Origin of the sequence: Bacillus sp. 166amftsu, assembly GCF_900107445.1 — a bacterium.
Lineage (GTDB): Bacteria > Bacillota > Bacilli > Bacillales > Bacillaceae_G > Bacillus_A > Bacillus_A arachidis.
This window is the reverse complement of sequence record NZ_FNQA01000001.1, coordinates 402,940-427,923: the sequence shown is the minus strand read 5'-3', so window position 1 is coordinate 427,923 and position 24,984 is coordinate 402,940. Positions and strand designations below refer to the sequence as shown.

Here is a 24,984-nt window from a genome sequence, read left to right as displayed (position 1 = left end):
TATCTCGCATTAACGGATCGTAAAAGTCAATTGGTGAGGGATCATAATCAGTGTGGGGATGAACTCCACACTGATTAAAGTTTCACTTTATAGCTATTTAAAATGGTTTTTTCATCACGTTGCCGAATATGATAAAGGAGAAAGGTAAAAATGTTGAAAACGTATATTTTTATTGGGCGAAAATAAGAGAATGTTTTAAGGTGAACGAATTGGAGAAGGCTGGTTTATTATTTAGGAGAGCACAATAAATTTGTGCGGAGAATACCATCTGGAATGAGGTGAATTGTTATTGTGAAAATGTGGGAAATAAATCTAGATAAAGAAGTGTTCCCGTTGTCTTTACAACCTGTTATGTGGAGGGAAGGTGGTTCTAAAGAATTTACGAAAAAACAGCCTAATCCAAATGTAGCAGTGACATTACAAATTCGCGGTATGAAAGAAAAGAGTTTTTCACAAGAAATTGCTTATGATGTACATGAAATTCTTTTTGTCCAATTAGAAGTTGAAAACAGAGGAAGCGAAGGGATTTCTCGTGTAATCGTTAGTCATATGATTCGGGATTATTTTGCATATATCCCCAATACATTACAAACGAATAAAGGGGCAGGAGAGTTTTTATTTCGACTTGTAAGATGGCGTATTGATGAATTATCATCAGGTGAAAAAGCGCAATTAATCTGTCAGGTAAACGCATCACGTATACAAATCCCATCACGTATTTCATTGCGTGCTACATATACATTTCAGCAGATGGGCCGATTATATGGACCGCTTCAAACAACAGAAGCAATTTTGATACAACAATAAAAAGGAACCCCGGGCGTGGGTTCCTTTTTTAATGCAAATTATGCTTTTTTAGTAATTCTTTTTGGTCCAGGCCTTTCTTTCCTACATAGTTATTTTTATATCCGAAGTATAAAATAAATAAGAAAGAAGCAACATTTATGATTGCATCGATTTGGTCATTTGTAATAAAAGAAAGACCAAATGATTCAAATAATAGTTTTAATGATAAGAGAAATCCTGCAAAAAAGCGAATGATGTCTGAAATGTTTTCTCTTTGTAACATTTTCTTCTCCTTTCGATAATGGTTATATACTATATATATGAAATAGAAAAGAAAATGAATACAAGTTTGAGAGAGAAAATGTACGAAGGGTAAGTGCATTTTTTTGTAAAAAAATATTAATGATATAGAAGTATATATCATTTTAAAAGAAGAAAGTGCATAAAAAATAAAGGTAGAGTTGCTAGTTTCTTGATTAGTAATGTAGAGACTGCTGCAAAATGGTTAGCAATGCAATGTGTACAGATGCTTGATCTGTTTATATTATACAAAAGGCCATCAACTATTATCTTAGACGATGGATTCTCTGGGAGGACGGAGTGCAGTTGTATAAAACAGAGATTAAAAAAGATAGAGTAATAAAAGTTTTTTCGTAACAATTTTTTCTCTTTTGTTACAAAAAAGCATTATTTTGTAACAAAAGTCTTTAAAAATAGATTTAAACATCATATAATTGTGATGGATGTGTCAATACATTTTGCACAATGTTTTTTCATTTAAAAAAGTGTAGGGGGAAAACTCTACACTTTTCCTTTTAAGGAAATAAAAAGAATATATGTAAGTTGTTGCAAGTGAACTTTTAAAATGTGTAAAATGGATTAGAAAAAGATTGATAGAAAGTGAGAAAGGGAATGGTAGAATGATAGACGTGAGGAGCCGACGATCGCCTTTAATCAGGCGGCTAATTATAATTGCTAATGCAATTTGTGCTGTCGCGGCGGAGGGGGCATATTTTAATCCTTTACATCACTTGCAAGAGCTGGAGCCGATCAGAAAAACCTAATTCAGCTTGCTCATGATTAGGGAGAAGTTGAGTTAGATAAAAAGCAACGTTGAAATTTAATTAGGAGGAAAAGAAGTTGAAATATAATAAAATAGCAATTGTAGCAGTTTTATCTATGACATTATTAGCAGGTTGTTTCGGTCCAAAACCAGAAGAGGAATTATATGTAGCATTTGAAAATGCTGCGAAGCAAGAAAAACCGATGTTTGAAGACGCGAAAAAATTAGAGGAACTGGAAAAAGAAGGCCAAACATTATACGGTCAAATTGTACAGGAAGGAAAAGATAATAATCAAGCTGTGAAAGAAAAATTAGATCAAGCAATGAAAAATACAGCAGAACGTGGAAAAGTAATTGATAAAGAAAAAGAAGCATTGAATAAAGCGCAAGAAGAAGTAAAATCGGTTGATACATATGTGAAGAAAATTGAGAATAGTAAGCTAAAAGAACAAGCGGATAAAGTAACGAAAACATACGAAAAACGACATGAGTCTTTTAAGAAAATGTATGATAATTATAGTAAATCATTAAAATTAGAAAAAGAATTATTTACAATGCTGCAAGATAAGGGAGCAAAATTAAAAGATATTAGTGATAAAGTAAAAACAGTGAACCAATCGTATAAAGATATTGATGCTGAAAAAGATAAGTTCAATGAATACACAAAATCATATAATACAGAAAAAGTAGCATTTTATAAACAAGCGAACATTAAAATAAAAGAAGACAAAAAATAAAGCAGGTTGGCCTTTATAGGCAAACTTGCTTTATTTTTTTGTGTACGTACGACGATACCAAGGAATTGGTTCGCTTAATTTTTTTTCTTGTTTTAGTGCTTCTGGCCCAATGTAATCTTGTAGCGTTTTTTTTGCTACTGCTAAAGAAAGAGTTGTTTTGGGGTTTCTATAGGAAGATTCAAGGCTACCGAGATGTGGAAGAGTATTGAAATCATCTTTTGTAGGAGGGATATGGAAAAAATAGTCGCCTAACCGAACGAGAACATCAGATTGTTGTTGACTAAAACGTGGATTCCTAGAGAAATGTAATCCTTCTTTTATTGCTTTCTTTTCACGAATTAAACGTTCTAAAGCGATCTTTTTCAACCAATATAAATATTTAGGATTTGTAGCAGCTTTGGCATGCCGGTTTACAATGAAGATAGATTGAGCCAATTGATCAATAGAATATCGTTTGTGTGAATGAGACTGTGGCTGTGAAGGTTTCATGATGGGACCCCTTTCTAATTTTTCACTATTATAGCATAAATAAAAGTAGTTTTTATTATATACAAAAAATGATTGTATATATTTTCAATATTAAAGCAATATTGTTACAAAAAACAACTATTTTGTATAATAGTGATAGGAATGAATTCTAGAATTTCAATGATGAAAGAGTGAGAAGTGTGAAAGATATATTGAAACAGCAATATGCCATTATTGATATTGGTTCAAATACGATGCGACTGGTGATTTATGAAAAACAAAATGGAGGTTTTTATAAGGAAATTGAAAATACAAAAGTTGTTGCACGATTAAGAAATTATCTAATAGATGGTGTGCTCATAGAAGAGGGAATGCATATACTGCTCCAAACACTACTTCAATTTCAAGAAAGTACAAGGTTTCACGGATTACATAATATACTTTGCGTTGCGACGGCAACAATTAGACAAGCAAAGAACCAAGAAGAAATTAAAAAACTTGTAGAAGGAAAAACTGATTTTGTACTTAGGGTTTTATCTGAATATGAAGAGGCACGCTATGGTTACTTAGCTGTGATGAATTCGACTTCTTTTACTGAAGGGATTACTGTCGACATTGGTGGGGGGAGTACAGAGGTTACATATTTTCGAGACCGAGAAATGATAGAATATTATAGCTTTCCTTTTGGTGCGCTTTCTTTAAAAAAACAATTTATTCATAATGAAATACCAACGATAGAAGAATTAGAGGAACTAAGAAGGTATTTATGGTACCAATTTCAAACGTTACCTTGGTTAAAGGGCAAAAGGCTACCTCTTATTGCGATAGGTGGAAGTGCTCGAAATATGGTGAAAATTCATCAAAATTTTCTTTCTTATCCGATAGCCGGTTTGCATTTATATAAGATGAAGGAAGTGGATATAAAGGGTGTAAAAGAGGAATTAGAAAGTCTTTCTTTTACAGACTTGCAGAAGCTAGATGGGTTAGCGAAAGATCGAGCTGATACAATTATTCCAGCGGTAGAAGTATTTTATATGCTAACAAATATTATACAAGCTCCGTCATTTGTATTAAGTAGAAAAGGATTACGAGAAGGTGTTTTCTATGAGGAACTTACAAAAAATTTAGGTGTTTCTTATTACCCAAATGTGATAGAAGAGAGTTTACACTTATTGTCCTATGAATATGAAATGGATATGAACTTTGTGGTTCAACTCATTAAGCAAGGAACGTTAATTTGTACACAACTTGAAGAGTCTGAAATTATCTCTTTTTCAGAAAAAGATTGGGAGGTCTTTTATCAAGCTGCCAAGGTATTTAATATTGGGAAATATATAGATGCGGAAGCAAGCCGTTTACATACATTCTATCTATTGGCGAATAAGACAATTGACGGCATGATGCATAAAGAGCGTATTAGACTTGCACTTATTGCATCTTATAAGTCGAAAATGTTATTTAAGCAGCATTTGGAGCCATTTGAAGGATGGTTTGATAAAAGTGAACAAAAAAAGATTCGTTTGTTAGGAGCAATCTTACAATTTTCTGCTTCCTTAAATGTGAGGCAAAGGGAACTAATTGAAACGATTCAAGTGAAGAAAAATAAAGAGGAACTTGTATTTCATATTGTGTGTGAACAATCGGCTTTAGCAGAAAAGGTACAGGCAGAAAAGCAGAAAAAACAACTTGAAAAAGCATTAAAGATGAACATTCACCTAGTGTTTGAAGAGAAAGGTTAAGTTGTACGGACATATTTACAAAAAATTTACACTTTTATAAATTGGAATTTGTTACAATAAATGTAACTAAATTATATTGAAAAAGTTTCAAGGGGAAGTGTGAGGGAAATGGAATTAATAAAGGGAAATGCTGTGAATTTAAATGATACTGCTTACTATAATAACCGTGAATTAAGCTGGCTTGCTTTTAATGAACGTGTATTGCAAGAAGCGCAAGATGAAAGTAATCCACTTTTAGAAAGATTAAAGTTTATTAGTATTTTTAGTTCAAATTTGGATGAATTTTTTATGGTACGTGTTGCGGGATTAAAGGATCAAGTAAAGGCGGGATTCAATCAACCGGAAAATAAGGCTGGATTAACACCAAAACAGCAGCTGAATAAAATTGCCATGAAAGCTCATGAATTAATGAAAGTTCAGTATAATACATTTAAAAATACGGTGTTGCCGGCGCTTGAAGTAGAAGGTGTTGAGCCGCTAACATTTCAAGATTTAACGAAAGAACAGCGTGAATTTATTGAAGAGTATTTTGATGAACAAATTTTCCCGGTGTTAACACCTGTCGCAATAGATGCATATCGTCCATTCCCTATGTTGTTAAATAAAAGTTTAAATTTAGCTACTATTCTGTATGATGAAAAGCAAGAAGAGGAAGAGAATCGAACGAAGCTTGGAATCGTTCAAGTGCCATCTTTGCTCGAACGTTTTATTTTTTTACCAAGCGAAGATCAAAAACATAAATTTATATTATTAGAAGATGTAATTAGTAGCTTTACTCATAAGTTGTTTACAGGATATAAAGTATCCTCTGTTACTCGTTTTCGTATTACACGTAATGCGGATTTAACAATTCATGAAGAGGGTGCAAGGGATTTATTAAAAGTAATTGAAAAAGAGTTAAAAAAACGTAAATGGGGAGCGGCTGTTCGTTTAGAAATTGGCAAAGAGCATTTAGATGAAAGAGTGTTAGCTTTACTGTATGAAGTGCTAGAATTGAAAGATGAAGATGTATATATAATGGATGGGCCATTAGACCTAACATGTTTATTTTCCCTATATAAAAAATTAGCACCTTTATATGAACATCTGGTTTACCCCGCTCTTATACCGCAGCCACCTCAAGATTTGGATGATGAAGAAGATGTATTTGAAAAAGCAATAGAGCATGATATTTTACTACATCATCCATTTGAATCTTTTCAGCTAGTTATTGACTTTGTACGTGATGCGGCTGATGATCCGAATGTGCTAGCAATAAAGCAAACGTTATATCGTGTAAGTGGAGGATCTCCAATTATTCAGGCGTTAAAGATTGCAGCTGAAAAGGGGAAACAAGTAACGGTGCTTGTTGAATTGAAAGCCCGTTTTGATGAAGAAAATAATGTCCATTGGGCAAAGGAACTTGAACAAGCTGGTTGCCACGTTATTTATGGTGTAAGTCATTTGAAAACGCATAGTAAAATTACGCTTGTTGTACGAAGAAAACACGGGAAGATTGAAAGATTTGTCCATTTAGGAACGGGAAATTATAATGATGCTACGGCAAAGTTATATACAGATTTTGGATATATTACATCTCGGAAAGACTTTGGGGTAGATGCGACCAATTTCTTTAATTACTTAAGTGGTTATACAACAAAGCCACATTTCCATCACCTATCAGTAGCACCGTTCGATATACGTCATCAATTTATGGAATTGATCGATGAAGAGATTCTCTATCATAAGCAATATGGAAACGGACGTATTATTGCAAAGATGAACTCGTTAACAGATAAACCTTTAATTCAAAAACTATATGAAGCATCGCAAGCTGGAGTGAAAGTAGAACTTGTTGTTAGAGGAACGTGCTGCTTGCGGCCTGGTATTAAAAACGTGAGTGAGAATATTCGGGTGATTAGTCTTGTTGGACGTTATTTAGAACATAGTCGTATTTATTATTTTCATCATAATGGGGATGAAAAAATCTACTTATCTTCAGCAGATTGGATGACAAGGAACATGGAAAAACGGGTAGAAATATCATTTCCGATTGTAGGATTTGAAATGAAAGCAAGAATCAAAGCAATTTTGCAGCTTATTTTAGCGGATAACGTAAAAACACGTGAACAAAATAAAGATGGTGAATACTATTATATAATAAATAATGGTTCCCAAGAGATTGATAGCCAAGTGAAATTATTTAAGATGGCTTATCAAAATACTGATGCAGAGTAATGTGTAAATTGGAAAACGATATAAAACCATCCTTTGTGAGGTGGAGAGAATCTAACCGTGCATAGAAGTGGTCAGATCCTTTTCTCCCCATGTTAAGTGAAAATAAAGGGAAAGCATGAGTGGAGGCCATGTTTTATTTTCCTAGCAGTGACTGGTATATCAACGAATTAAAATGAATTTACATATATTAAATAGTTAAGTGTAATAACTTGTGAGCAAGTAAACTCCTGAATGCAAGATTATGAGAATACGGCGAAAAAAGCCTCTTGTAAGTTAAGGGGCTTTTTTCATAGTTTTTGTTTATATTAATAATAATATGGTTGGCACGGACTTCCATAACAAGGAAATGGCGGTGGATATGGAGGATAGTAAGGTGGTCTAGGGCCGAATGCTAATGCTCCGCCAATTAAGCCGCCAGCAAGTCCTGCTAAGAATGGGACACCGAAGAATGGTAAGATGCGTGAGTCACTTACTGGGCCAATAGGTCCTGAACGAACTAGATAGGGATGAGGGTATGGGTACATGAAAAAACCTCCTTTATTGGACTCATTGTTATCATATGGTGAAATAGCATGGATGAGCGAGTACAAGAAAGGATATATAAGAAAATAGGCAATTATAGGTTATAAGTGCTGAAGAGTGAATACTGTAATTTCAGGCTTGGATAAAAAACGAAATGGAACACGTGTCCTTCCAAGACCGCGATTTACATAAAGAAGTAATTCTTGAATATGATAAAATCCTTCAATGTAATGCTTTGCTAGTGCTGGGGTAACGATCGCTCCTAAAAAGGGAAGTTGTACCTGTCCCCCATGACTATGCCCAGAAAGTTGGAGATTTACTGGGAATTCTGCAATTTTAGGGGCTATATCAGGTTCATGTACGAGCACAATTGTATATAGCTCTTTCTGCACATTGTGTAATGTTACATCGATTTCTGGCTTACCAAGAAGCATGTCATCGATTCCGAAAATAGAAATTTCACTATTATCTAATAAACGAATACGTTTTTCGGTATTTTGTAATACTTCAAAACCTGCGTCACTCATAATTTGACTATAGTATTCGGTTCCATATCCCCCATGATCATGGTTTCCGTAGATTGCAAATTTACCAAAGGGCGCACGAATGTTTCGTAAAATTGAAGAAACAAAAGGAGTTTCGCTATATGTTTGGTAGTCATCGATTAAATCACCAGTAAAAAGTACAATGTCGGGCGTAGTTTCATTTATTTTAGAAACAATTGTAGAAAGATGTTGGAGAGAAAAATAGTACCCCAAATGTAAATCACTAAATTGGACGATTTTCATACCATGAAAGTTTTTTGGAATGAGTGAAGAACGAAGTGTATGATGTGTTAAAGAGAGAAAGTTCGGCTCTATATACTTTGCATAGTAATAACCAAGACCACCTGTAACACAAGTATAGAGAAAAGTGCGTATTCCTGTTTTTATAAAGTTTCTTCTCGTAATTTGTTTCATAGGAATATGAGCGAACCTATAGTATACAAAAGGAAGTTTATAAGGTATACAGGCAATTCATTATAGGTCACTTGGATCTCCTTTCTGTTTATTTCTTGTTTCAAAAGTGTATTTTTGGATATTGAAGAGCCATATATAAATACAAATTGAAAAGCCGACCAAAGGCTACTTTTTAGGTGGGAGAGAGCGTCTGGCCATGTATAGAAGTGTTCGAATCCTTTTCATGCCCATATCAAGTGAAAAAAGAGAGAAAACAAGTGTGGGTCACTTTTTCCTCTTCATAACAGAGAATTATATGTCGAAAAGTCAAAATGGATTTATATAGATTATAAGAAATATTACAGAGAAAGTGATTTTCTTATCTAAAGATATCAGAAAAGTTTAAAAATATAAAGATTTCTATGAAATAAAGTGGTAAAATGAATGTGTATTCATTTTTTGGGAGGGGATATTTTGAAAGAAAAAGTAGCGATCATAACAGGTGGTTCAAGTGGAATGGGAAAAGGAATGGCAGCTCGTTTTGCTAAGGAAGGAGCACGGGTTGTTATTACAGGGCGTACACAAGAAAAGCTTGAAGAAGCAAAAAAAGAGATTGAGCAATTTGCAGGACAAGTATTGACAGTACAAATGGACGTTCGAAATATAGAAGATATAAAGCGTATGATTGAATATGTTGATGAAAAATTTGGACGTATTGATATTTTAGTAAATAATGCAGCAGGTAATTTTCTTTGTCATGCAGAAGATTTATCGATAAATGGCTGGAATGCGGTTATTAATATTGTGTTGAATGGGACCTTTTATTGCAGTCAAGCAGTAGGAAAGTATTGGATTGAAAAGGGGATAAAAGGAAATATAATTAATATGGTAGCGACGTATGCTTGGGATGCAGGACCGGGTGTTATTCATTCTGCTGCAGCGAAAGCAGGTGTGTTGGCAATGACAAAAACGCTCGCTGTCGAGTGGGGGCGTAAATATGGTATTCGTGTCAATGCAATTGCTCCTGGACCAATCGAACGAACAGGTGGCGCGGATAAATTATGGATTTCAGAAGAGGCAGCCAAACGTACACTGCGAAGCGTCCCACTTGGTCGACTTGGTACGCCAGAAGAAATTGCAGGTTTAGCTTTTTATTTATGCTCTGATGAAGCAGCATACATAAATGGAACGTGTATGACAATGGATGGTGGACAGCATTTGCACCAATATCCGTTTTAAAGGGATTATATAAGAGTGAAACTTGGGGATTATTTCCCATTCATGTGAGGTAAAATGTGACGGATTTGTGACATATGGTAGAAAAGTGTTTACAATAGGTTTTTTATAAGGTATATTTAAGACCTCTTTTTTCTTCATAGTAGAATTGCTAATTCCCCTTAGCATTTTACCCCTCTAATCCCTTCAGGAAAACTGAAGGGATTTTTTATTATTTTTCTATACATACCGTGTTATAATTTTGAAAAGTAAAGGGAGGGAAACATTTTGGTAGATGCATTAGATGTGATGAGTAATTTGGATAAAGTCCTTCCTTATTATCAAGCTATTTTTAGTGCTGATGAACATACAGTAATTGGATATGAAGTAGTAGGACGTATCCAAACGGAAGATGGGATACAAAGTCTTGCTTCTTTTTTTCGCGATGATTCCATTCCGGGAGAATTCCAATTAGAGGCAGATAATGTCATAGTAGAAAAAGCATTAGAGCGCTACTTAGAAACAAATCAAGATTTTTTATTGTTTATACATCGGGGTGCAAACATATTAATGAATGATGAAGAAGAAAGTTTACTTCATTTACTGTTAATGTATGAAAAAAAAGGATTGAACTTAGGCCATATCGTTTTAGAAATAACAGAGCACGAGTGTAAGGCAGATATAGAACAATTTAATCATTTACTTATGTATTACCGTACATATGGAATTCAAATTTCAATTAATAAAGTCGGAACAGGAACGAGTAATCTAGAACGAATTAGTGTACTAGCACCTGACATTTTAAAGGTAGATTTAACGAACTTAAGACAAACTGCACTTTTACAATCTTATCAAGATATTTTATATTCTTTGTCACTACTCGCAAGAAGAATTGGTGCGACATTATTATATGAAGAAATTGACGCGTTTTACCAGTTACAATATGCTTGGAAAAATGGCGGGAGATATTATCAAGGCAATTATTTAAAAAAGTGTTTTCCAGATTTTATTGAAGCAGATATTTTAAAAGAACGTCTCGGTAATGAATGTCATCAATTTATTCAACATGAAAAGAAAAAACTACAAAAAATTTATCAATTAACAGAAACATTACGTGATCAAGTTGGGAATGTTTTATCTAAGCAGAAAAAGAATGAAGACGTTAATGATTGGTTATTACATTTTAGTCAACATGTATCGCATTATAGTTTTCGAATCTTTATTTGTAATGAAGATGGTTTTCAGCAATCGGGAAACATTATGAAAAAAGATGGTGAATGGATTGTGATGCCAGAGTATTATATGAAAAATTGGAGCTGGCGCCCGTACTTTTTAGAAAATATAATGAAAATGAGATTTGAAAATAAAGCAAGACTCTCGGATTTATATGCAGATATAGAAACAGGGGAGATGGTGCGAACATTTTCATTTCCAATTGATGATGAGAATTTTTTATTTATTGATTTGTCCTATGAATTTCTATACGAGGAGGATGTTTTATTTTAATGCACGAAGCAATTCGTGCATTTTTTGTTTGGTTTTATCATAAATTGGTAATAGTGAAAATGATGGTGAAAATGCTGTCTATCATTGTAAAGATTTTACGAACGAAACCATCCCTTTCTTTGCATAATCATTGTTACAATGAATAATACAAAGACAAGCTCTGTTAAAGGAAGGTGAAAGAATGAAAAAATATGGAATTTGGTTTGTTCTCTTTCTATGTATGGCCTTTCTGGTTGGGTACAGTGTTACAACAGTTCTTGGTAAAGAAGAGATAAAAGTGGATCGAAAAGAAGTATTTACAACGATTCAAAAGGGATACGAGGCACAATTTTCAATTCGTGGGAAGCACTTGCCGATGAATAAAATGGTTGATGCGTTATCACTGTACTTTACAGATAATTTTCTTCAAGTTTTTACAGATGAAAATAGTAGGAATGATAAACAAAGTGGTGAATATTTACTTCCTACGAAAGAAGCACCTTTTTCATTTAATTCGGCAACTAAAATGTTGTATGATGAAGAACATCACCTTTTGTATGTATATGAACGGTCAAAAAATGATCAATATCAAATAGTAACATTACAACAGGATAAAGGAAAATGGAAATTAGCGGGGTATCATGAGAGTCAGGAACTTTTAACAGAAATGAAAAAGTTAGAAGAGTTAAAAGAATAGGAATAGGTGCATAGTCACCTATTCCTATTCTATATTTAGTAACTGTTGTAGCTTTTCAATTTGAAAACCTGCAACAACTTCACCGTCAATGACAACTGTTGGAGTTGAATATGAATCATAGTCATATAAAAGACGATTGCGAGCTGCAGTATCTTTTTTTACATCGAATTCTTCATACGTTACGTTATTATGTTTTAAAAATTCTTTTACAATGGAACAGGGTGGACAATCTGGTTGTGTATAAACCTCTACTTTTTTCATTATAAACCCTCCTCTTTTTCTGCTCTTTATTATATTCTGCAGCTACAAAAACCGCAACAAAGGAAGAAAAAGATTTTCTTTCTGTTTTTTACTTCTTTTTTCGACAAATTTTAGTTGAGTTTCTCGCCAAGAAGCTTTATCCTAGAGTGTGGAACATTTTTTCTGTTATGACGGATAGAATGAGTATAGCTGTAAAACCTATTGGTAGGAAGATTAGAGAAAGGGGAGATTTCATGTCTCTACTCCAAGGAATTTTAACTCGACTTGTTAGTCTACAAGAACAAGCTGAAAGCGGTGAAGTAGCACAACGCTATTTTGAAGTGAACGGTGAACGCAAATGTAGCGTGAAATTTTTCGATAAAAGTGAAATGTATGAGTTAGAAGTGTATCAACAAGGCGAAAAGCCACAAGTATATCAATTCGATAACATTGATATGGTTGCAATTGAAATTTACGACATTATTTCTTGATACATACAAAAAAGGTACCGTTTCTCACGGTACCTTTTTTGGTGATTTTAATAAAAGATTTTATTTTTTATTACTAGATAGTAAAAGGATAAAGAATTGAAAAAGATATGTGGAGATAATGAACTGTAAAATCTTGATGGAAGCTTCACGTTATCCCGCCTTAATGGACAGTAAGCCCCCCACTGATTAAAGTTTCACTTTATATGTATAAGATTTTTTGGTTGTTCCTACACTGGTATTAAAAGTTTGAAAGGAATGTGAAATATGGAACGACTACCAATTGTTATTTGTCCCAAATGCCATATGTCATTTGAAATGGATCATGTACTAACAGCGCAATCTAATCAGAATGTAATTTATATCTGTCCAGCATGTAAGTATTCTGTTCGAAATATAGAAACGAGTAAAGGATAATAAGTCATATTTTACTCTTTTGTCCCATACAATGAGAATGCAAAAAGTCTGTCTAATTGAAGGGACGTGACTAAGTGAACGGTGAATATCTATTTTATAACGTGTCAGAGAGGCATATGGATTTTGAAACAGTATTCTTACGTATTTGTAATTTTATTGAAAGGGATCCACGCAATTTGTATCGTCTATCTATTGGGACAGATTCACAAGCACATCAAAAAGATACCCGTTTTATTACGGCAGTGCACATTCATCGTGTTGGGAAAGGAGCATGGGGATGCTTAAGGTATAAAGCGGTACGTAAAAAACCAACTACTTTACGTGAAAAAATATATTTAGAAACACAGTTTAGTCAAGAAGTCGCTTATTTGTTTACGCCAGAACATATAAGACGTATATGGGAGTTGTTACATCCATATGCTCATGAAGGAGCGGGGTTTGTAATGGAAATTCACTTAGATATAGGAAATGATGGACTAACAAAAGAATTTATTTCTGATATGACAACGAAGGTGAAGGCGATGGGGCTAACTGCAAAAATTAAACCTGATGCCTATGCTGCATTTAGTTATGCAAATCGCTACACAAAATAAAAAAACTGAATTTTTCATCTATTAAACTAAGCGAATATTTTATATAATAAATACTAAGGAAAAAGGTATAAGGAGAGGAGTATATGCAGAAGAGTTTTACTTTAACAAAAGAGGAAAAAAGTTTGTTGTTAGATGTTTTGTTTCGACAAAACTATGCTAGTGAAATTCTCGCTGTTGAGCTTACAGATATTGAAAGTGGTTTAAAAGAGACTGATATTTCCCAATATAGAAGAATTACAAGGCTATTTAATCGATTGAAAAATGAAGGATACTAAGCGCTACCAGAAAGGTAGTCTTTTTTTTGTGTTCTATGGTAGAATGAACTGTGTATCATTATTTTTGTTGGAATAAAATTAGGACAAAATAATAATATGAAAACGCTATCATAAGATATGAATAGAAATGGGAAATAAAGTGAAACTTTTAGCCGTGGATATGATTAACTGTGAACAGTAAGGTTCTTATGAATTGTCTATTGGAGATCATGTTAGCAGGAAAAAGGAAGAAAAAGTGGGGGATATAATATGATTAGTATTCCGAAAGATGAGTTTCAACAAGTTCTTGTTAAGGATTTAATGATTTCATCAGAAAAAGTTGCGCATGTTCAAATTGGAAATAGCTTAGAACATGCTTTGCTTGTTCTTGTAAAGTCTGGATATTCAGCAATTCCTGTTTTAGATCCTATGTATAAATTGCATGGATTAATAAGTACTGCTATGATTTTGGATGGGATTTTAGGGTTAGAACGTATTGAATTTGAAAAACTTGAAGATATGAAAGTTGAGAATGTAATGAAAAAGGACATTCCGAATCTTAGACTTGAAGATTCATTTGCTAAAGCGTTAGAAATGACAATTGATCATCCATTTATTTGTGCTGTAAACAATGATGGGTACTTCGAAGGGATTTTAACAAGGCGTGCTATTTTGAAATTGCTGAACAAAAAAGTAAGACAATATAATCGATAAAGAAGGGTAAGCGACTTCGAATAAAAAGAGAAGTCGCTTTTTTATCATGCATCTCTTTTACGTATTTATATAAAGGCATTTTGATTTTTCGACGCATAAGTCACTGTTACGAGGAACGATAGATGATTGCTACTTGTTTTTTCTCTTTGTTTTAATTTGGCTGGGGCAGGAAAAGAATCTGGCTGCTTTGGTGCATGGCTGGATGCTCTTATTAGGTTTTATGTCGTTTTTTCAATTTGTACTTATATGTAGAGTGGCTAGTTTAAACAGGTATAAAAGGTTAGGGGAAATCATAATTCACCCAAGCTTCTTGGAAATAGTAATTAAATATTGCATGTTAGAGAATGGTGCAACGTATATATTGAGGTTAGATAGTTACATGTAAGATAAGGAAAGAGGGAGAAAGTTGCAAATTGATGATTTTCAAATGATGGTTGTTTTAGCCCAGGAATCCAATATGAGAAAAGCTGCGGAGCGCTTATTCGTTTCACAGCCTGCACTCAGTCAACGATTACAATCAATGGAAAAACAGTGGGGAATGAAATTTTTTATCCGTTCTCAAAAAGGATTGACAATTACACCAGAAGGAGAAAAAGTGGCCAATTATGCGAAAGATATGTTGCAGAGAGAAGAGGCCATTAAAAGTGAATTAGCAATCTATCATACGGAAACATACGGAACATTAAAGATAGCGGTTGCCTCTGTGATTGGACAATACTGGTTACCACCTGTTTTAAAGAAATTTGTACAAAAATACCCATCTGTTAAAATCTCTCTTTTTACAGGGTGGAGTAGTGAAGTACAAAAGCAATTTTATGAAGGCGATGTCCATGTAGCTATATTACGAGGGAAACAAGAATATAAAGGGCATAAAGAGCAACTATTTGAGGATGAGCTGTATTTAGTTGATACAGAAATTAAAGATATTTCTATGTTGAAAGATACCAACAGACCGTTTATACAATTTAAAAGCGATTCGACATACTATGGACAAATACAGAATTGGTGGTACGGTTTATTTTCTAATCCTCCTAAACGAACGATTGTAGTTGATCAAATTGAAACATGTAAGCAGCTCGTTTTAAATGGAATTGGTTATGCGTTGTTGCCCTCCACTGTTTTAAAAGAAGTAAGAGAAAAGACATATAAAACACCGGTTCAGTTGAATCGAGAAACGTGGTTATTGACAAGTGATTCTGCAAGGCAACTTAAACAAGTACAAGCGTTTTTAGATATTATAGAAGAAATTCAAGCGGAAAAATAAGATTATTGTCTTGCTAGTAGCTCTTTCGTTTGGTAGAGTAACATTATAAATGGATTTAGGAGGCAACAAGCATGAAAATGATGGATGCAAACGAAATTATTTCGTTTATTCAAAAAAGTGAGAAGAAAACTCCTGTAAAGGTATACATAAAAGGGGATTTAAAAGAAGTAACATTCCCTGAAACAGTACAAGCGTTTGTAAATAAAAAAGCTGGTGTTTTATTTGGAGAATGGTCTGAAATCAAGACAGTTCTTGAAGAAAATAAAAAGCACGTTGTAGATTATGTTGTCGAAAACGATCGTCGTAACTCAGCAATTCCAATGCTTGACTTAAAAGGTATTAAAGCTCGTATTGAACCAGGTGCGATTATTCGTGACCATGTTGAAATCGGTGATAATGCAGTTATTATGATGAATGCAACGATTAATATCGGTGCAGTAATCGGTGAAGGCTCAATGATCGATATGAATGCAGTGCTTGGCGGACGTGCTACAGTAGGTAAAAACTGTCACGTTGGTGCTGGTGCGGTACTTGCAGGTGTTATCGAGCCACCTTCTGCAAAACCAGTTATCGTTGAAGACGACGTTGTAATTGGTGCAAATGTAGTTGTTCTAGAAGGTGTAACAGTTGGTAAAGGTGCAGTTGTTGCAGCGGGTGCGGTTGTGACGGAAGATGTACCACCATATACAGTAGTTGCAGGAACACCAGCGCGTGTTATTAAAGAAATTGATGAGAAGACAAAGGCAAAAACAGAAATTAAACAAGAACTTCGTCAATTAAACCCAGAAAAATAAAAACAAAAAGCGTAAGGGACTATTCATGCCCTTACGCTTTTTATAAATGGTGGTGCGGACATGACAGTCAGTAAATTTGTACAAATTCGTAGGGATTTACATAAAATTCCGGAATTAGGATTTAAGGAATGGAAAACGCAAAAATATATTTTAGAGTATATTCATACTCTTCCTAAGGAATATATTGAAGTTAAAACATGGAAAACAGGTGTAATCGTTAAAGTGAATGGCAAAAAACCGGAGAAAATGATTGGTTATCGTGCAGATATTGATGGTTTACCGATTACTGAGGAGACTGGTTATGAATTCGCTTCTACTCATGAAGGGATGATGCACGCATGTGGTCATGATTTGCATACTACTATCGGTTTAGGACTTTTAACAGCTACTATAAATGAAAGAATAGATGATGACATTGTCTTTCTATTCCAACCAGCTGAAGAAGGCCCAGGAGGAGCTCTTCCTATGTTAGAAAGTGAAGAGTTGAAGGAATGGAAGCCTGATATGATTTTAGGTCTTCATATCGCACCTGAGTATCCAGTAGGAACAATTGCGACAAAAGAGGGATTGTTATTTGCAAATACATCAGAATTATATATTGATTTAAAAGGAAAAGGCGGACATGCGGCATATCCACATACAGCGAATGATATGATTGTTGCAGCGAGTCATCTTGTTACACAGCTTCAATCTGTAATTAGCCGCAATGTGAATCCGCTTGATAGCGCTGTTATTACAATTGGTAAAATTACAGGTGGTACAGTTCAAAACATCATTGCTGAAAAATCTCGCTTAGAAGGGACGATTCGAACATTATCTGTAGAGTCAATGAAACGAGTGAAAAGTCGAATTGAAGCAATTGTGGCGGGAATTGAAGCAGCGTTTCAATGTGAAGCTGTTATTGATTACGGAGCCATGTATCATCAAGTGTATAATCATGGTGCGTTAACGCGAGAATTTATGACATTTACATCTGAACAAACAAATATGAATGTTGTTACATGTACAGAAGCGATGACAGGAGAAGATTTTGGTTATATGCTTCGTGATATTCCAGGGTTTATGTTCTGGCTTGGAGTAGACTCAGAATATGGTTTACATCATGCAAAACTACAACCGAAGGAAGAAGTGATTGAACAGACCATTTCATTTTTAAATCAATATGTAAAATGGAAAGGGAACAGGTCTTAAACCTGTTCTTTTTAATTGAGAAATTATAAGATATAATGCATTTTTTTTGTAATTCTAACACAATACTTTATAATGGTAGGTGGAGGGAAAAGTTGATAGTAAGTTGTTTTGTAATGATTACCAATTGAAATTGACTGAAAACTGATTCCTCTTATATACTACAAGAGTGGACATATATGATAAAAATTTATGGAGGTTGATACATATGGCAGAACGTATGGTAGCAAAACAAGCGCCACGCTTTGAAATGGACGCTGTTATGCCAAACAAAGAATTTGGTAAAGTAAGTCTTGAAGAAGTTATGAAACAGGACAAATGGACAGTGCTTTTCTTCTATCCAATGGATTTCACTTTCGTATGTCCAACAGAAATCATCGCACTTTCTGATCGTTATGATGAGTTTGAAGATTTAGATGCAGAAGTAATCGGTGTATCTACTGATACAATCCACACTCATTTAGCTTGGATTAACACTGATCGTACGAAAAATGGTTTAGGAGAATTAAATTATCCGTTAGCAGCAGATACGAACCATGTAGTATCTCGTGACTACGGTGTATTACTTGAAGAAGAAGGTATTGCACTTCGTGGTTTATTCATTATTAGTCCAGAAGGCGAATTAATGTACCAAGTTGTACATCACAACAACATCGGACGTGAAGTTGATGAAGTAATTCGTGTTCTTCAAGCTCTTCAAACTGGTGGACTTTGCCCAGCAAACTGGAAACCAGGTCAAGCAACTTTAAACGTTTAATTTTATTGTAAACTATAGAAGGTCTAACAATATTTTGTTAGGCCTTTCTCTACATGTATTAGGAGGAAAAATAATGAAATTACGCGAATCAATGCCTTCTTTAGATGGTGCAACAAAAGTATTAAATGGAGAAGTTGTACGTGAATCACTAATTGGTGAAAAACCCACACTTATTCATTTCTGGTCAGTTAGTTGTCACTTATGTAAAGAAGCAATGCCAAATATTAATAACTTTCGTGATGAGTATAAAGAGCAATTAAATGTTGTTTCCGTTCATATGCCACGTTCAGAAGAAGACTTAAACCTTGAGCAAGTGGAAGCAGTTGCAAAAGAACATGGAATTTCCCAACCTATTTTAGTGGACAATCAACATAAGATTACAGATTCATTTGAAAATCAATATGTGCCAGCGTATTATGTGTTTGATAAAAATGGTGTACTTCGTCATTTCCAAGCGGGTGGAAGCGGGATGCAAATGCTAACGAAACGAGTAAATCGTGTGTTAGATGAAGCGCAAAAAGAAGCTGAATAAAAGGTGGATTTTCTATTTACATGCTAGACGGCTTGGAAGTAGAAATTTCTTTTGATATGTGCAAAAAACCTCCTTTTCATTAGGGGGTTTTTGGTTTTATAAATAGTAGGTTAAATGAGAGATATACATCTAGGGTGTGGATTTAATAATAAAAATTTGACTCAAAGCAATGGAACTGTATGTTTTAGTTTACTTTTCATGTGAAAAATGTGTAAAATCAATGTGATACATAGATAAAAGGGTGGGGGATTAGGTGCAGATTGGCAGCGCAATCTTATGTTTCTTTTTGTATGCATATGTTATTATTGCAGCGGTTTATTTCGGCATAAGTTTTTATGCATATCGTTTAAAGAATAAATGCGAATATGAAGAAACATATAAATGGGTGAAAGGTTATTTATCACCTGTATTAGAGATTATGAATGGATTTGTTCTTTTTTTATTTATTGGTTTAATTGCTTTTTCAACAAGCATAGTTGGAAATAAGACAACCTTATTTGTAATTGGTGTCATTATTTTTATGCTTTTAGGCATTCGAATAGGAAATGCTGTGTTTTGGAATGAAAGGAAAATTGATGGATGGACAGGTATGTTGATTCCAGGTATGTTAGCAGCTATTGTTACGAATATCGAACATGAATACAATCAATTACATTTTTGGTTAATCATCGTATTAACAATTTTTTCTGTCCTGTATATAAGTGCGGCATTTTTAACATATTGCGCAAATAAAAAAGGTGATTCTAATGGAATTCGATTTTTTCGAAGTCGAGCGTTATTTTGGAGCGTCCCTACAATGCTTGTCATTGGAATCATTGCACTTGTTGTAAATGGGTATAACTTTGCAGGATGGCAAGTTTTTTTAGAAACATGGTGGATTTTTATCATCTCGTTTTGTGCATTTTTAGGAGCAACTCATTATTTATTTCATCAACAACATTATAACTGGGCGCTCTTATTTGCTTTTATACAACTCTTATTTGCCTTTTTTGGTCAAGAAACATTATTATTTGTGTTTCAAACGTTTAGTTCGTTTGGAAACATTTTTGTTTTTGGTATGCTCGTTTGTATTATTGCGTTTTATTTACAACAGTATTTCTATATAGAGAAGCAAAAATAAGTGCAATTCGCTAAGCTTTGTGGTGAATATAAAATATGCTACAATGGAAAGAGATAGGACTTGATGTTATTGGAGGAATTCATGTGAGTGGGAAAGAGAAAGAATTTGCTGTCATCGGACTTGGACGTTTTGGAGGCAGTATTTGTCGTGAATTAGCCCAATTAGGTATGGAAGTAATGGCTATTGACTTAGATGAAGATAAAATTAATGAATTTGCCAATATTGCTTCGCATGCAGTGATTGCAGATTCAACAGATGAGATGGTGTTAAAAAGCCTAGGTATTCGTAATTTTGATCATGTTGTTGTTGCAATCGGAGATAATTTAAATGCAAGTATTTTAACTACGCTTATTTTAAAAGAGCTAGGTGTGAAAAATATTACGGTAAAAGCTCAAAATGATTATCATGAAAAAGTGTTATCTAAAATAGGGGCAGACCATATTGTCCATCCTGAACGTGATATGGGAAAACGAATTGCGAATAATATTGCTTCAAGTAACGTATTAGATTACTTAGAGCTTTCTGATGAGCATAGTATTGTAGAGATTATTGCTAATAAAAAGATTGATGGTCACTCGTTAATTGAATTGGATATTCGAGCGAAGTTTGGATTAAACATTGTTGCAATTAAGCGAGGGAAGGAAGTTATTGTTTCCCCGCGAGCTACAGAAAATATTCAATCGGGAGATATTTTAATTGTAATTGGTCATGATGATGAAGTAAATCGCTTTAAGCACTTCTTAAGATAAGATAGAACGTAAAATAAAAAAGACAATGCTCGTAAGCATTGTCTTTTTTTATATTTCCATAATGATAGGTAAAATCATTGGACGACGTTTTGTTTTTTCGTATAAGAATGGTGCTAATGTGTCTGTAATCTCATTTTTAATTTCAGACCATTGTGTTGTTTTTCGCTCCATTACTTTTTCAAGGTGCGTTGTAATCAGTGTTTGAGCATCATTGATTAAATCGCTACTTTCGCGCATATAAACGAATCCGCGAGAGATAATATCAGGTCCGGCAGCAACTTTAAATTCTTTCATATCAATGCTGACAACTACGATAACAAGTCCTTCTTCAGAAAGAATACGACGGTCGCGCAGTACAATGTTACCAATATCACCAATACCGTTTCCATCGATATAAACAGAGCCAGATGGGATTTTTCCAGCAACACTTGCTTCGTCTGAACGTAATGCAAGAACATCACCATTGTCCATGATGAAGCAATTCTCTTCTGGAATACCACAATCGTTTGCTAATTTCATGTGCATACGTTGCATGCGGAATTCACCATGAATTGGCATAAAGTATTTAGGTTTAATAAGACGTAGCATTAACTTTTGTTCTTCTTGTCCACCATGTCCACTTGTGTGGATGTTTGAAAGCTTACCATGGATAACATCAGCGCCAGCGCGATATAACATATTAATTGTACGGCTTACGCTAACTGTATTTCCTGGAATTGGTGAAGAAGAGAAGACAACTGTATCACCAGGAATAATTTGAATTTGGCGGTGTGTCCCATTCGCGATACGAGAAAGTGCTGCCATTGGTTCACCTTGACTACCTGTGCATAAAATAACGATTTTGTTAGCTGGTAGTCGATTGATTTGAGAGGCTTCAATAAATGTATCTTTTGGACAGCGAATATAACCGAGATCATGACCAATTTCAATTGCTGCTTCCATGCTTCGACCAAATACAGCCACTTTACGATTGTTTTCGACGGCAGCTTCAACAACTTGTTGCAAGCGATGAATATTTGACGCAAAGGTTGCAAAGATAATGCGACCTTCTACTTTGCGGAAAATATCTTGAATGCTATCGCCGACGCGGCGTTCAGACATTGTAAAGTTCGGGACTTCACTATTGGTACTATCAGATAAGAGACAAAGTACACCGTCTTTACCGATTTCCGCCATTTTCGTTAAGTCTGCTGGTTCGCCTACTGGTGTGAAATCAAATTTGAAATCTCCTGTATGAACAATTTGACCTTGCGGTGTTTTTACCACAGCACCGTATGAATCTGGAATACTGTGTGTTGTGCGGAAGAACGATACGGATGTCTTTTTGAATTTGATAACATCGTCTTCTTGAATTTCGTAAAGTTTTGCTTTTCGCAATAATCCGTGCTCTTCTAATTTGTTTTTAATTAGAGCGATTGCTAATTTCCCGCCGTAAATTGGGATATTCACTTGACGTAATAGGTAAGGGATACCACCAATATGATCTTCGTGACCATGAGTAATAAATAACCCCTTAATTTTATCTTCGTTTCGTACAAAATAAGTGTAATCAGGAATCACATAGTCGATTCCGAGAAGTTCGTCTTCTGGAAATTTAATTCCAGCATCAATTATAATAATTTCATCTTGAAATTGAACAGCGTATGTATTTTTGCCGATTTCACCGAGTCCGCCAAGAGCGAAAACGGCTACCTGATCATTTTTTAGGAATTTCATAAATTATACGAGCTCCATTAATGTTAAATCAGCATTTTGTTTTTCGTATTCAAGATGAGCACCAGTAACAGATTGGACAAACTCAATATTATATGCGAACTTTTGCAATTTTGTACGAACGTCTTTTTCGGATTCCGCTTCTAAATATAAAACTTTTGTATTTTCACGCACTGGAACCTCAGTCATTTTTTCTTGATAGAATACTTTAAAAATCATTGGGAAAACCTCTCCTTGTCTATGTTTTGCATTATCTGTTACCTATTATAAAGCAAATAGTTATGATTTTCATGTTTTTTCGAATCAGAATGAAGAAAAAGCCCGAAATGGGCACAATTTAAGCCATTGTCTTTTTACGGACTAAATCGTTTAAATATTGTTTTAGCTTTTTCTTCAGCTTCTTCAGCATGATTACTCCTTCCTTTCCTTATTTTAAACATGCATACTTAATTCTTATTTAGTAGTAACTCTTCATCTCCACATACTAGAAAACCATAGAAGATAAATGAGGGAATCGCCGCCTTGATGTTCAGTGATCTTATTGGCTCATGCAGACGTAATCTTATATTCCGTTTTTTGCTCTCACAGGCAGTATGCCCCCGGTTATAAATATAGTATGAGGTAGATTAGAAAAGAAAATTCATTCAAACTACTATTAATGTTCTTTTAATAGTATATGCATATTTCGTAAATAAGGTTAGAAAGTGAACGCTTTCTTCACAGATGTTTAATATGTTATACTTTTTTTTAGGATTTGAAAAGAAGTAGTCAAAATAGGAATATAGAAGGCTTAGAAAGGGTTTTGAAAATGAATAATAAAATCGTCTTTTTTGATATTGATGGAACATTGTTAGATCACGATAAAAAAATTCCACAATCTACAAGAGAAGCGGTGCGTACGTTACAAGAAAAAGGAGTACATGTGGCAATTGCGACAGGGCGTGCACCTTTCATGTTTGAAGACATTCGTAATGAGCTTAACATTCATAATTATGTTAGTTTTAATGGCCAATATGTTGTATTTGAAGATGAGGTTATATTTAAAAATCCATTACACCCTAATACATTACATACTTTTACAACGTTTGCTAAGCAAGAGGGATATCCACTTGTTTATTTAGATCATAAGGATATGAAGGCAACAGTAGAATATCATAATTATGTAAAAGAAAGTTTCGGAAGTCTGCAATTTGAGCATCCGTTATATGAGCCAAGTTTTTATGAAAATCGTGACGTTTATCAAACGCTTCTTTTTTGCCAAGCGGGTGAGGAAAAAAAGTTCATTTATGATTATCCAGATTTTCATTTTATTCGTTGGCACGCGTATTCTATGGACATTATCCCAAATGGTGGTTCTAAAGCAAAGGGAATTGAAAAATTCATTGAGAAATTAGGGTTTAGGCGTGAACAGGTCTATGCTTTTGGAGATGGATTAAATGATTTAGAAATGATTGAAGCAGTAGGAACGGGGATTGTGATGGGGAATGGTCACGACGATTTGAAAAAACTTGCTAATTATGTGACGAAAGATGTTAGTGAAGATGGGATTCTTCACGGTTTGCAGTGGGCTGGTTTACTCTAGGTAATATGGTGTGAGAACCATTCTATAAGAGGAGTAATATGATAATAGTAGTAAAAAGCAGAAGCTATTGCTTCTGCTCTTTATCGTTCTAGAGGTTTTGCATCCTCGGGGGCTACAAAAGGATTTTTTTGATTAATATGATCATAGAACATTACACCATTTAAATGGTCAATCTCATGTTGGAATACAATCGCTGGTAACCCTTTCAAACGTAATTTTACTTCTTCACCATCGACGGTAGTTGCTTTAACTGTAATTCGTGTATAACGTGGAACATATCCAGGAACTTCACGATCTACAGATAGGCATCCTTCGCCACCTGATAAGTATGTACGTTCAACAGAGTGACTAATAATTTTGGGATTGAATAAAGCGTAGCTGTATAAAGTTTCGGTTGTATCAGTAACATGAACAGCAATCATTCTTTTTGAAATACCAATTTGTGGTGCAGCTAGCCCGATTCCTGGACGTAAATTATATTTTTCAACCATTTCAGGGTTTTGACTGTTCATTACAAATTCAATCATTTCTCGTAGTACACGTGTATCTTCCTCATTTGCTGGCAGAGGTACTTCTTCTGCTACTGCTCGTAGAATGGGATTTCCTTCACGAATTACATCGTTCATTGTAAGCATTCACAATCTCTCCTTTCTCCTTTAGTCTACCAAAGGAGCTGAAAAAAGTCATGAGAAAGTACATAGTACCTATATAT

Annotated in this window: 29 protein-coding genes; 21 read left to right on the top strand and 8 right to left on the bottom strand. The window is 34.4% G+C overall.

Translation table 11 applies throughout. From position 1 onward, the window contains the following. The first annotated feature begins 291 nt into the window (after positions 1-291). A complete protein-coding gene (locus BLV40_RS02410) occupies positions 292-807 on the top strand; it encodes a hypothetical protein (protein ID WP_170833599.1) in 516 nt (171 codons plus the stop codon). A 28-nt stretch (positions 808-835) separates the two neighbouring features. Here BLV40_RS02410 and BLV40_RS02405 read toward each other — a convergent pair whose 3' ends face one another. Further along, entirely contained in the window at positions 836-1,069 is a 234-nt protein-coding gene (locus BLV40_RS02405) for a phage holin (RefSeq protein ID WP_026590162.1), read from the bottom strand. 896 nt (positions 1,070-1,965) lie between these two features. On the opposite strand from BLV40_RS02405, the gene BLV40_RS02395 reads away from it, so the two are divergent. Continuing rightward, a complete protein-coding gene (locus BLV40_RS02395) occupies positions 1,966-2,586 on the top strand; it encodes a YkyA family protein (RefSeq protein WP_051588530.1) in 621 nt (206 codons plus the stop codon). Between the two features lie 30 nt (positions 2,587-2,616). Here BLV40_RS02395 and BLV40_RS02390 read toward each other — a convergent pair whose 3' ends face one another. Further along, a complete protein-coding gene (locus BLV40_RS02390; RefSeq protein ID WP_026590164.1) occupies positions 2,617-3,075 on the bottom strand; it encodes a YkyB family protein in 459 nt (152 codons plus the stop codon). A gap of 179 nt (positions 3,076-3,254) precedes the next feature. Between BLV40_RS02390 and BLV40_RS02385 the strand changes: the two genes are divergently transcribed. Further along, positions 3,255-4,793 (top strand): Ppx/GppA family phosphatase, encoded by a 1,539-nt coding sequence (locus BLV40_RS02385; protein WP_026590165.1) that lies wholly within the window; start codon positions 3,255-3,257, stop codon positions 4,791-4,793. 108 nt (positions 4,794-4,901) lie between these two features. Continuing rightward, on the top strand, positions 4,902-7,010 hold the full coding sequence (locus tag BLV40_RS02380) for an RNA degradosome polyphosphate kinase (RefSeq protein ID WP_090687310.1): 2,109 nt from the start codon (positions 4,902-4,904) through the stop codon (positions 7,008-7,010). 305 nt (positions 7,011-7,315) lie between these two features. Here BLV40_RS02380 and BLV40_RS02375 read toward each other — a convergent pair whose 3' ends face one another. Both BLV40_RS02375 and BLV40_RS02370 read right to left on the bottom strand, forming a co-directional pair. Next, on the bottom strand, positions 7,316-7,534 hold the full coding sequence (locus BLV40_RS02375; RefSeq protein ID WP_026590167.1) for a hypothetical protein: 219 nt from the start codon (positions 7,532-7,534) through the stop codon (positions 7,316-7,318). A gap of 99 nt (positions 7,535-7,633) precedes the next feature. Continuing rightward, entirely contained in the window at positions 7,634-8,491 is an 858-nt protein-coding gene (locus BLV40_RS02370) for a metallophosphoesterase (protein WP_090687308.1), read from the bottom strand. A gap of 453 nt (positions 8,492-8,944) precedes the next feature. Between BLV40_RS02370 and fadH the strand changes: the two genes are divergently transcribed. The 4 genes from fadH (at position 8,945) to BLV40_RS02355 (ending at position 11,867) form a co-directional block, all read left to right on the top strand. Further along, complete coding sequence (gene fadH / locus BLV40_RS02365) at positions 8,945-9,709, top strand: 2,4-dienoyl-CoA reductase (RefSeq protein WP_026590169.1); 765 nt, start codon at positions 8,945-8,947, stop codon at positions 9,707-9,709. Between the two features lie 264 nt (positions 9,710-9,973). Beyond that, positions 9,974-11,191 carry an EAL domain-containing protein gene (locus tag BLV40_RS02360; RefSeq protein ID WP_026590170.1) on the top strand — a complete coding sequence of 406 codons (1,218 nt, stop codon included), beginning with the start codon at positions 9,974-9,976 and terminating at the stop codon, positions 11,189-11,191. Beyond that, positions 11,191-11,337, top strand: a complete 147-nt coding sequence (locus tag BLV40_RS28365) for a hypothetical protein (RefSeq protein WP_170833598.1) — start codon at positions 11,191-11,193, stop codon at positions 11,335-11,337. Before BLV40_RS02360 ends, BLV40_RS28365 begins: the two co-directional genes overlap by 1 nt. Positions 11,338-11,372: 35 nt before the next feature. Continuing rightward, the gene (locus tag BLV40_RS02355; protein ID WP_026590171.1) at positions 11,373-11,867 is read left to right on the top strand and encodes a DUF3993 domain-containing protein; all 495 of its coding nucleotides are present in this window, start codon (positions 11,373-11,375) and stop codon (positions 11,865-11,867) included. Between the two features lie 24 nt (positions 11,868-11,891). On the opposite strand, the gene BLV40_RS02350 is transcribed toward BLV40_RS02355, so the two are convergent. Next, complete coding sequence (locus tag BLV40_RS02350) at positions 11,892-12,128, bottom strand: glutaredoxin family protein (protein WP_090687306.1); 237 nt, start codon at positions 12,126-12,128, stop codon at positions 11,892-11,894. 233 nt (positions 12,129-12,361) lie between these two features. Here BLV40_RS02350 and BLV40_RS02345 point away from each other — a divergent pair, with 233 nt between their 5' ends. The 12 genes from BLV40_RS02345 (at position 12,362) to BLV40_RS02290 (ending at position 20,977) form a co-directional block, all read left to right on the top strand. After that, positions 12,362-12,598, top strand: coding sequence for a YkuJ family protein (locus BLV40_RS02345; protein WP_000055151.1), 237 nt, complete (start codon positions 12,362-12,364; stop codon positions 12,596-12,598). 264 nt (positions 12,599-12,862) lie between these two features. Continuing rightward, the gene (locus tag BLV40_RS02340; RefSeq protein WP_090687304.1) at positions 12,863-13,012 is read left to right on the top strand and encodes a hypothetical protein; all 150 of its coding nucleotides are present in this window, start codon (positions 12,863-12,865) and stop codon (positions 13,010-13,012) included. A gap of 74 nt (positions 13,013-13,086) precedes the next feature. After that, entirely contained in the window at positions 13,087-13,605 is a 519-nt protein-coding gene (locus tag BLV40_RS02335) for a ribonuclease H-like YkuK family protein (protein WP_026590173.1), read from the top strand. A gap of 83 nt (positions 13,606-13,688) precedes the next feature. Further along, positions 13,689-13,880, top strand: coding sequence for an antirepressor AbbA (gene abbA / locus BLV40_RS02330; RefSeq protein WP_026590174.1), 192 nt, complete (start codon positions 13,689-13,691; stop codon positions 13,878-13,880). Positions 13,881-14,129: 249 nt separating this feature from the next. Beyond that, a complete protein-coding gene (gene cbpB / locus BLV40_RS02325) occupies positions 14,130-14,573 on the top strand; it encodes a cyclic-di-AMP-binding protein CbpB (RefSeq protein ID WP_026590175.1) in 444 nt (147 codons plus the stop codon). Between the two features lie 427 nt (positions 14,574-15,000). Then, positions 15,001-15,837, top strand: a complete 837-nt coding sequence (locus BLV40_RS02320) for a LysR family transcriptional regulator (RefSeq protein WP_269321427.1) — start codon at positions 15,001-15,003, stop codon at positions 15,835-15,837. 71 nt (positions 15,838-15,908) lie between these two features. Next, a complete protein-coding gene (dapD, locus tag BLV40_RS02315) occupies positions 15,909-16,631 on the top strand; it encodes a 2,3,4,5-tetrahydropyridine-2,6-dicarboxylate N-acetyltransferase (RefSeq protein WP_026590177.1) in 723 nt (240 codons plus the stop codon). Between the two features lie 60 nt (positions 16,632-16,691). Further along, positions 16,692-17,822, top strand: coding sequence for an N-acetyldiaminopimelate deacetylase (locus tag BLV40_RS02310; RefSeq protein ID WP_026590178.1), 1,131 nt, complete (start codon positions 16,692-16,694; stop codon positions 17,820-17,822). 205 nt (positions 17,823-18,027) lie between these two features. Beyond that, positions 18,028-18,576, top strand: a complete 549-nt coding sequence (locus tag BLV40_RS02305; RefSeq protein WP_026590179.1) for a peroxiredoxin — start codon at positions 18,028-18,030, stop codon at positions 18,574-18,576. 73 nt (positions 18,577-18,649) lie between these two features. Beyond that, positions 18,650-19,108, top strand: coding sequence for a TlpA disulfide reductase family protein (locus BLV40_RS02300; RefSeq protein WP_026590180.1), 459 nt, complete (start codon positions 18,650-18,652; stop codon positions 19,106-19,108). A gap of 253 nt (positions 19,109-19,361) precedes the next feature. Further along, on the top strand, positions 19,362-20,228 hold the full coding sequence (locus tag BLV40_RS02295; protein ID WP_026590181.1) for a cytochrome c oxidase assembly protein: 867 nt from the start codon (positions 19,362-19,364) through the stop codon (positions 20,226-20,228). Between the two features lie 35 nt (positions 20,229-20,263). Continuing rightward, positions 20,264-20,977 carry a potassium channel family protein gene (locus BLV40_RS02290; RefSeq protein WP_051588525.1) on the top strand — a complete coding sequence of 238 codons (714 nt, stop codon included), beginning with the start codon at positions 20,264-20,266 and terminating at the stop codon, positions 20,975-20,977. 48 nt (positions 20,978-21,025) lie between these two features. Here BLV40_RS02290 and rnjA read toward each other — a convergent pair whose 3' ends face one another. Beyond that, positions 21,026-22,693 carry a ribonuclease J1 gene (gene rnjA / locus BLV40_RS02285; protein ID WP_026590183.1) on the bottom strand — a complete coding sequence of 556 codons (1,668 nt, stop codon included), beginning with the start codon at positions 22,691-22,693 and terminating at the stop codon, positions 21,026-21,028. 3 nt (positions 22,694-22,696) lie between these two features. After that, the gene (locus BLV40_RS02280) at positions 22,697-22,909 is read right to left on the bottom strand and encodes a DNA-dependent RNA polymerase subunit epsilon (RefSeq protein ID WP_090687303.1); all 213 of its coding nucleotides are present in this window, start codon (positions 22,907-22,909) and stop codon (positions 22,697-22,699) included. A 589-nt stretch (positions 22,910-23,498) separates the two neighbouring features. Here BLV40_RS02280 and BLV40_RS02270 point away from each other — a divergent pair. Further along, complete coding sequence (locus BLV40_RS02270) at positions 23,499-24,272, top strand: Cof-type HAD-IIB family hydrolase (protein WP_026590185.1); 774 nt, start codon at positions 23,499-23,501, stop codon at positions 24,270-24,272. Between the two features lie 80 nt (positions 24,273-24,352). On the opposite strand, the gene def is transcribed toward BLV40_RS02270, so the two are convergent. Continuing rightward, a complete protein-coding gene (gene def / locus BLV40_RS02265; protein ID WP_026590186.1) occupies positions 24,353-24,907 on the bottom strand; it encodes a peptide deformylase in 555 nt (184 codons plus the stop codon). Between the last annotated feature and the right edge of the window lie 77 nt (positions 24,908-24,984).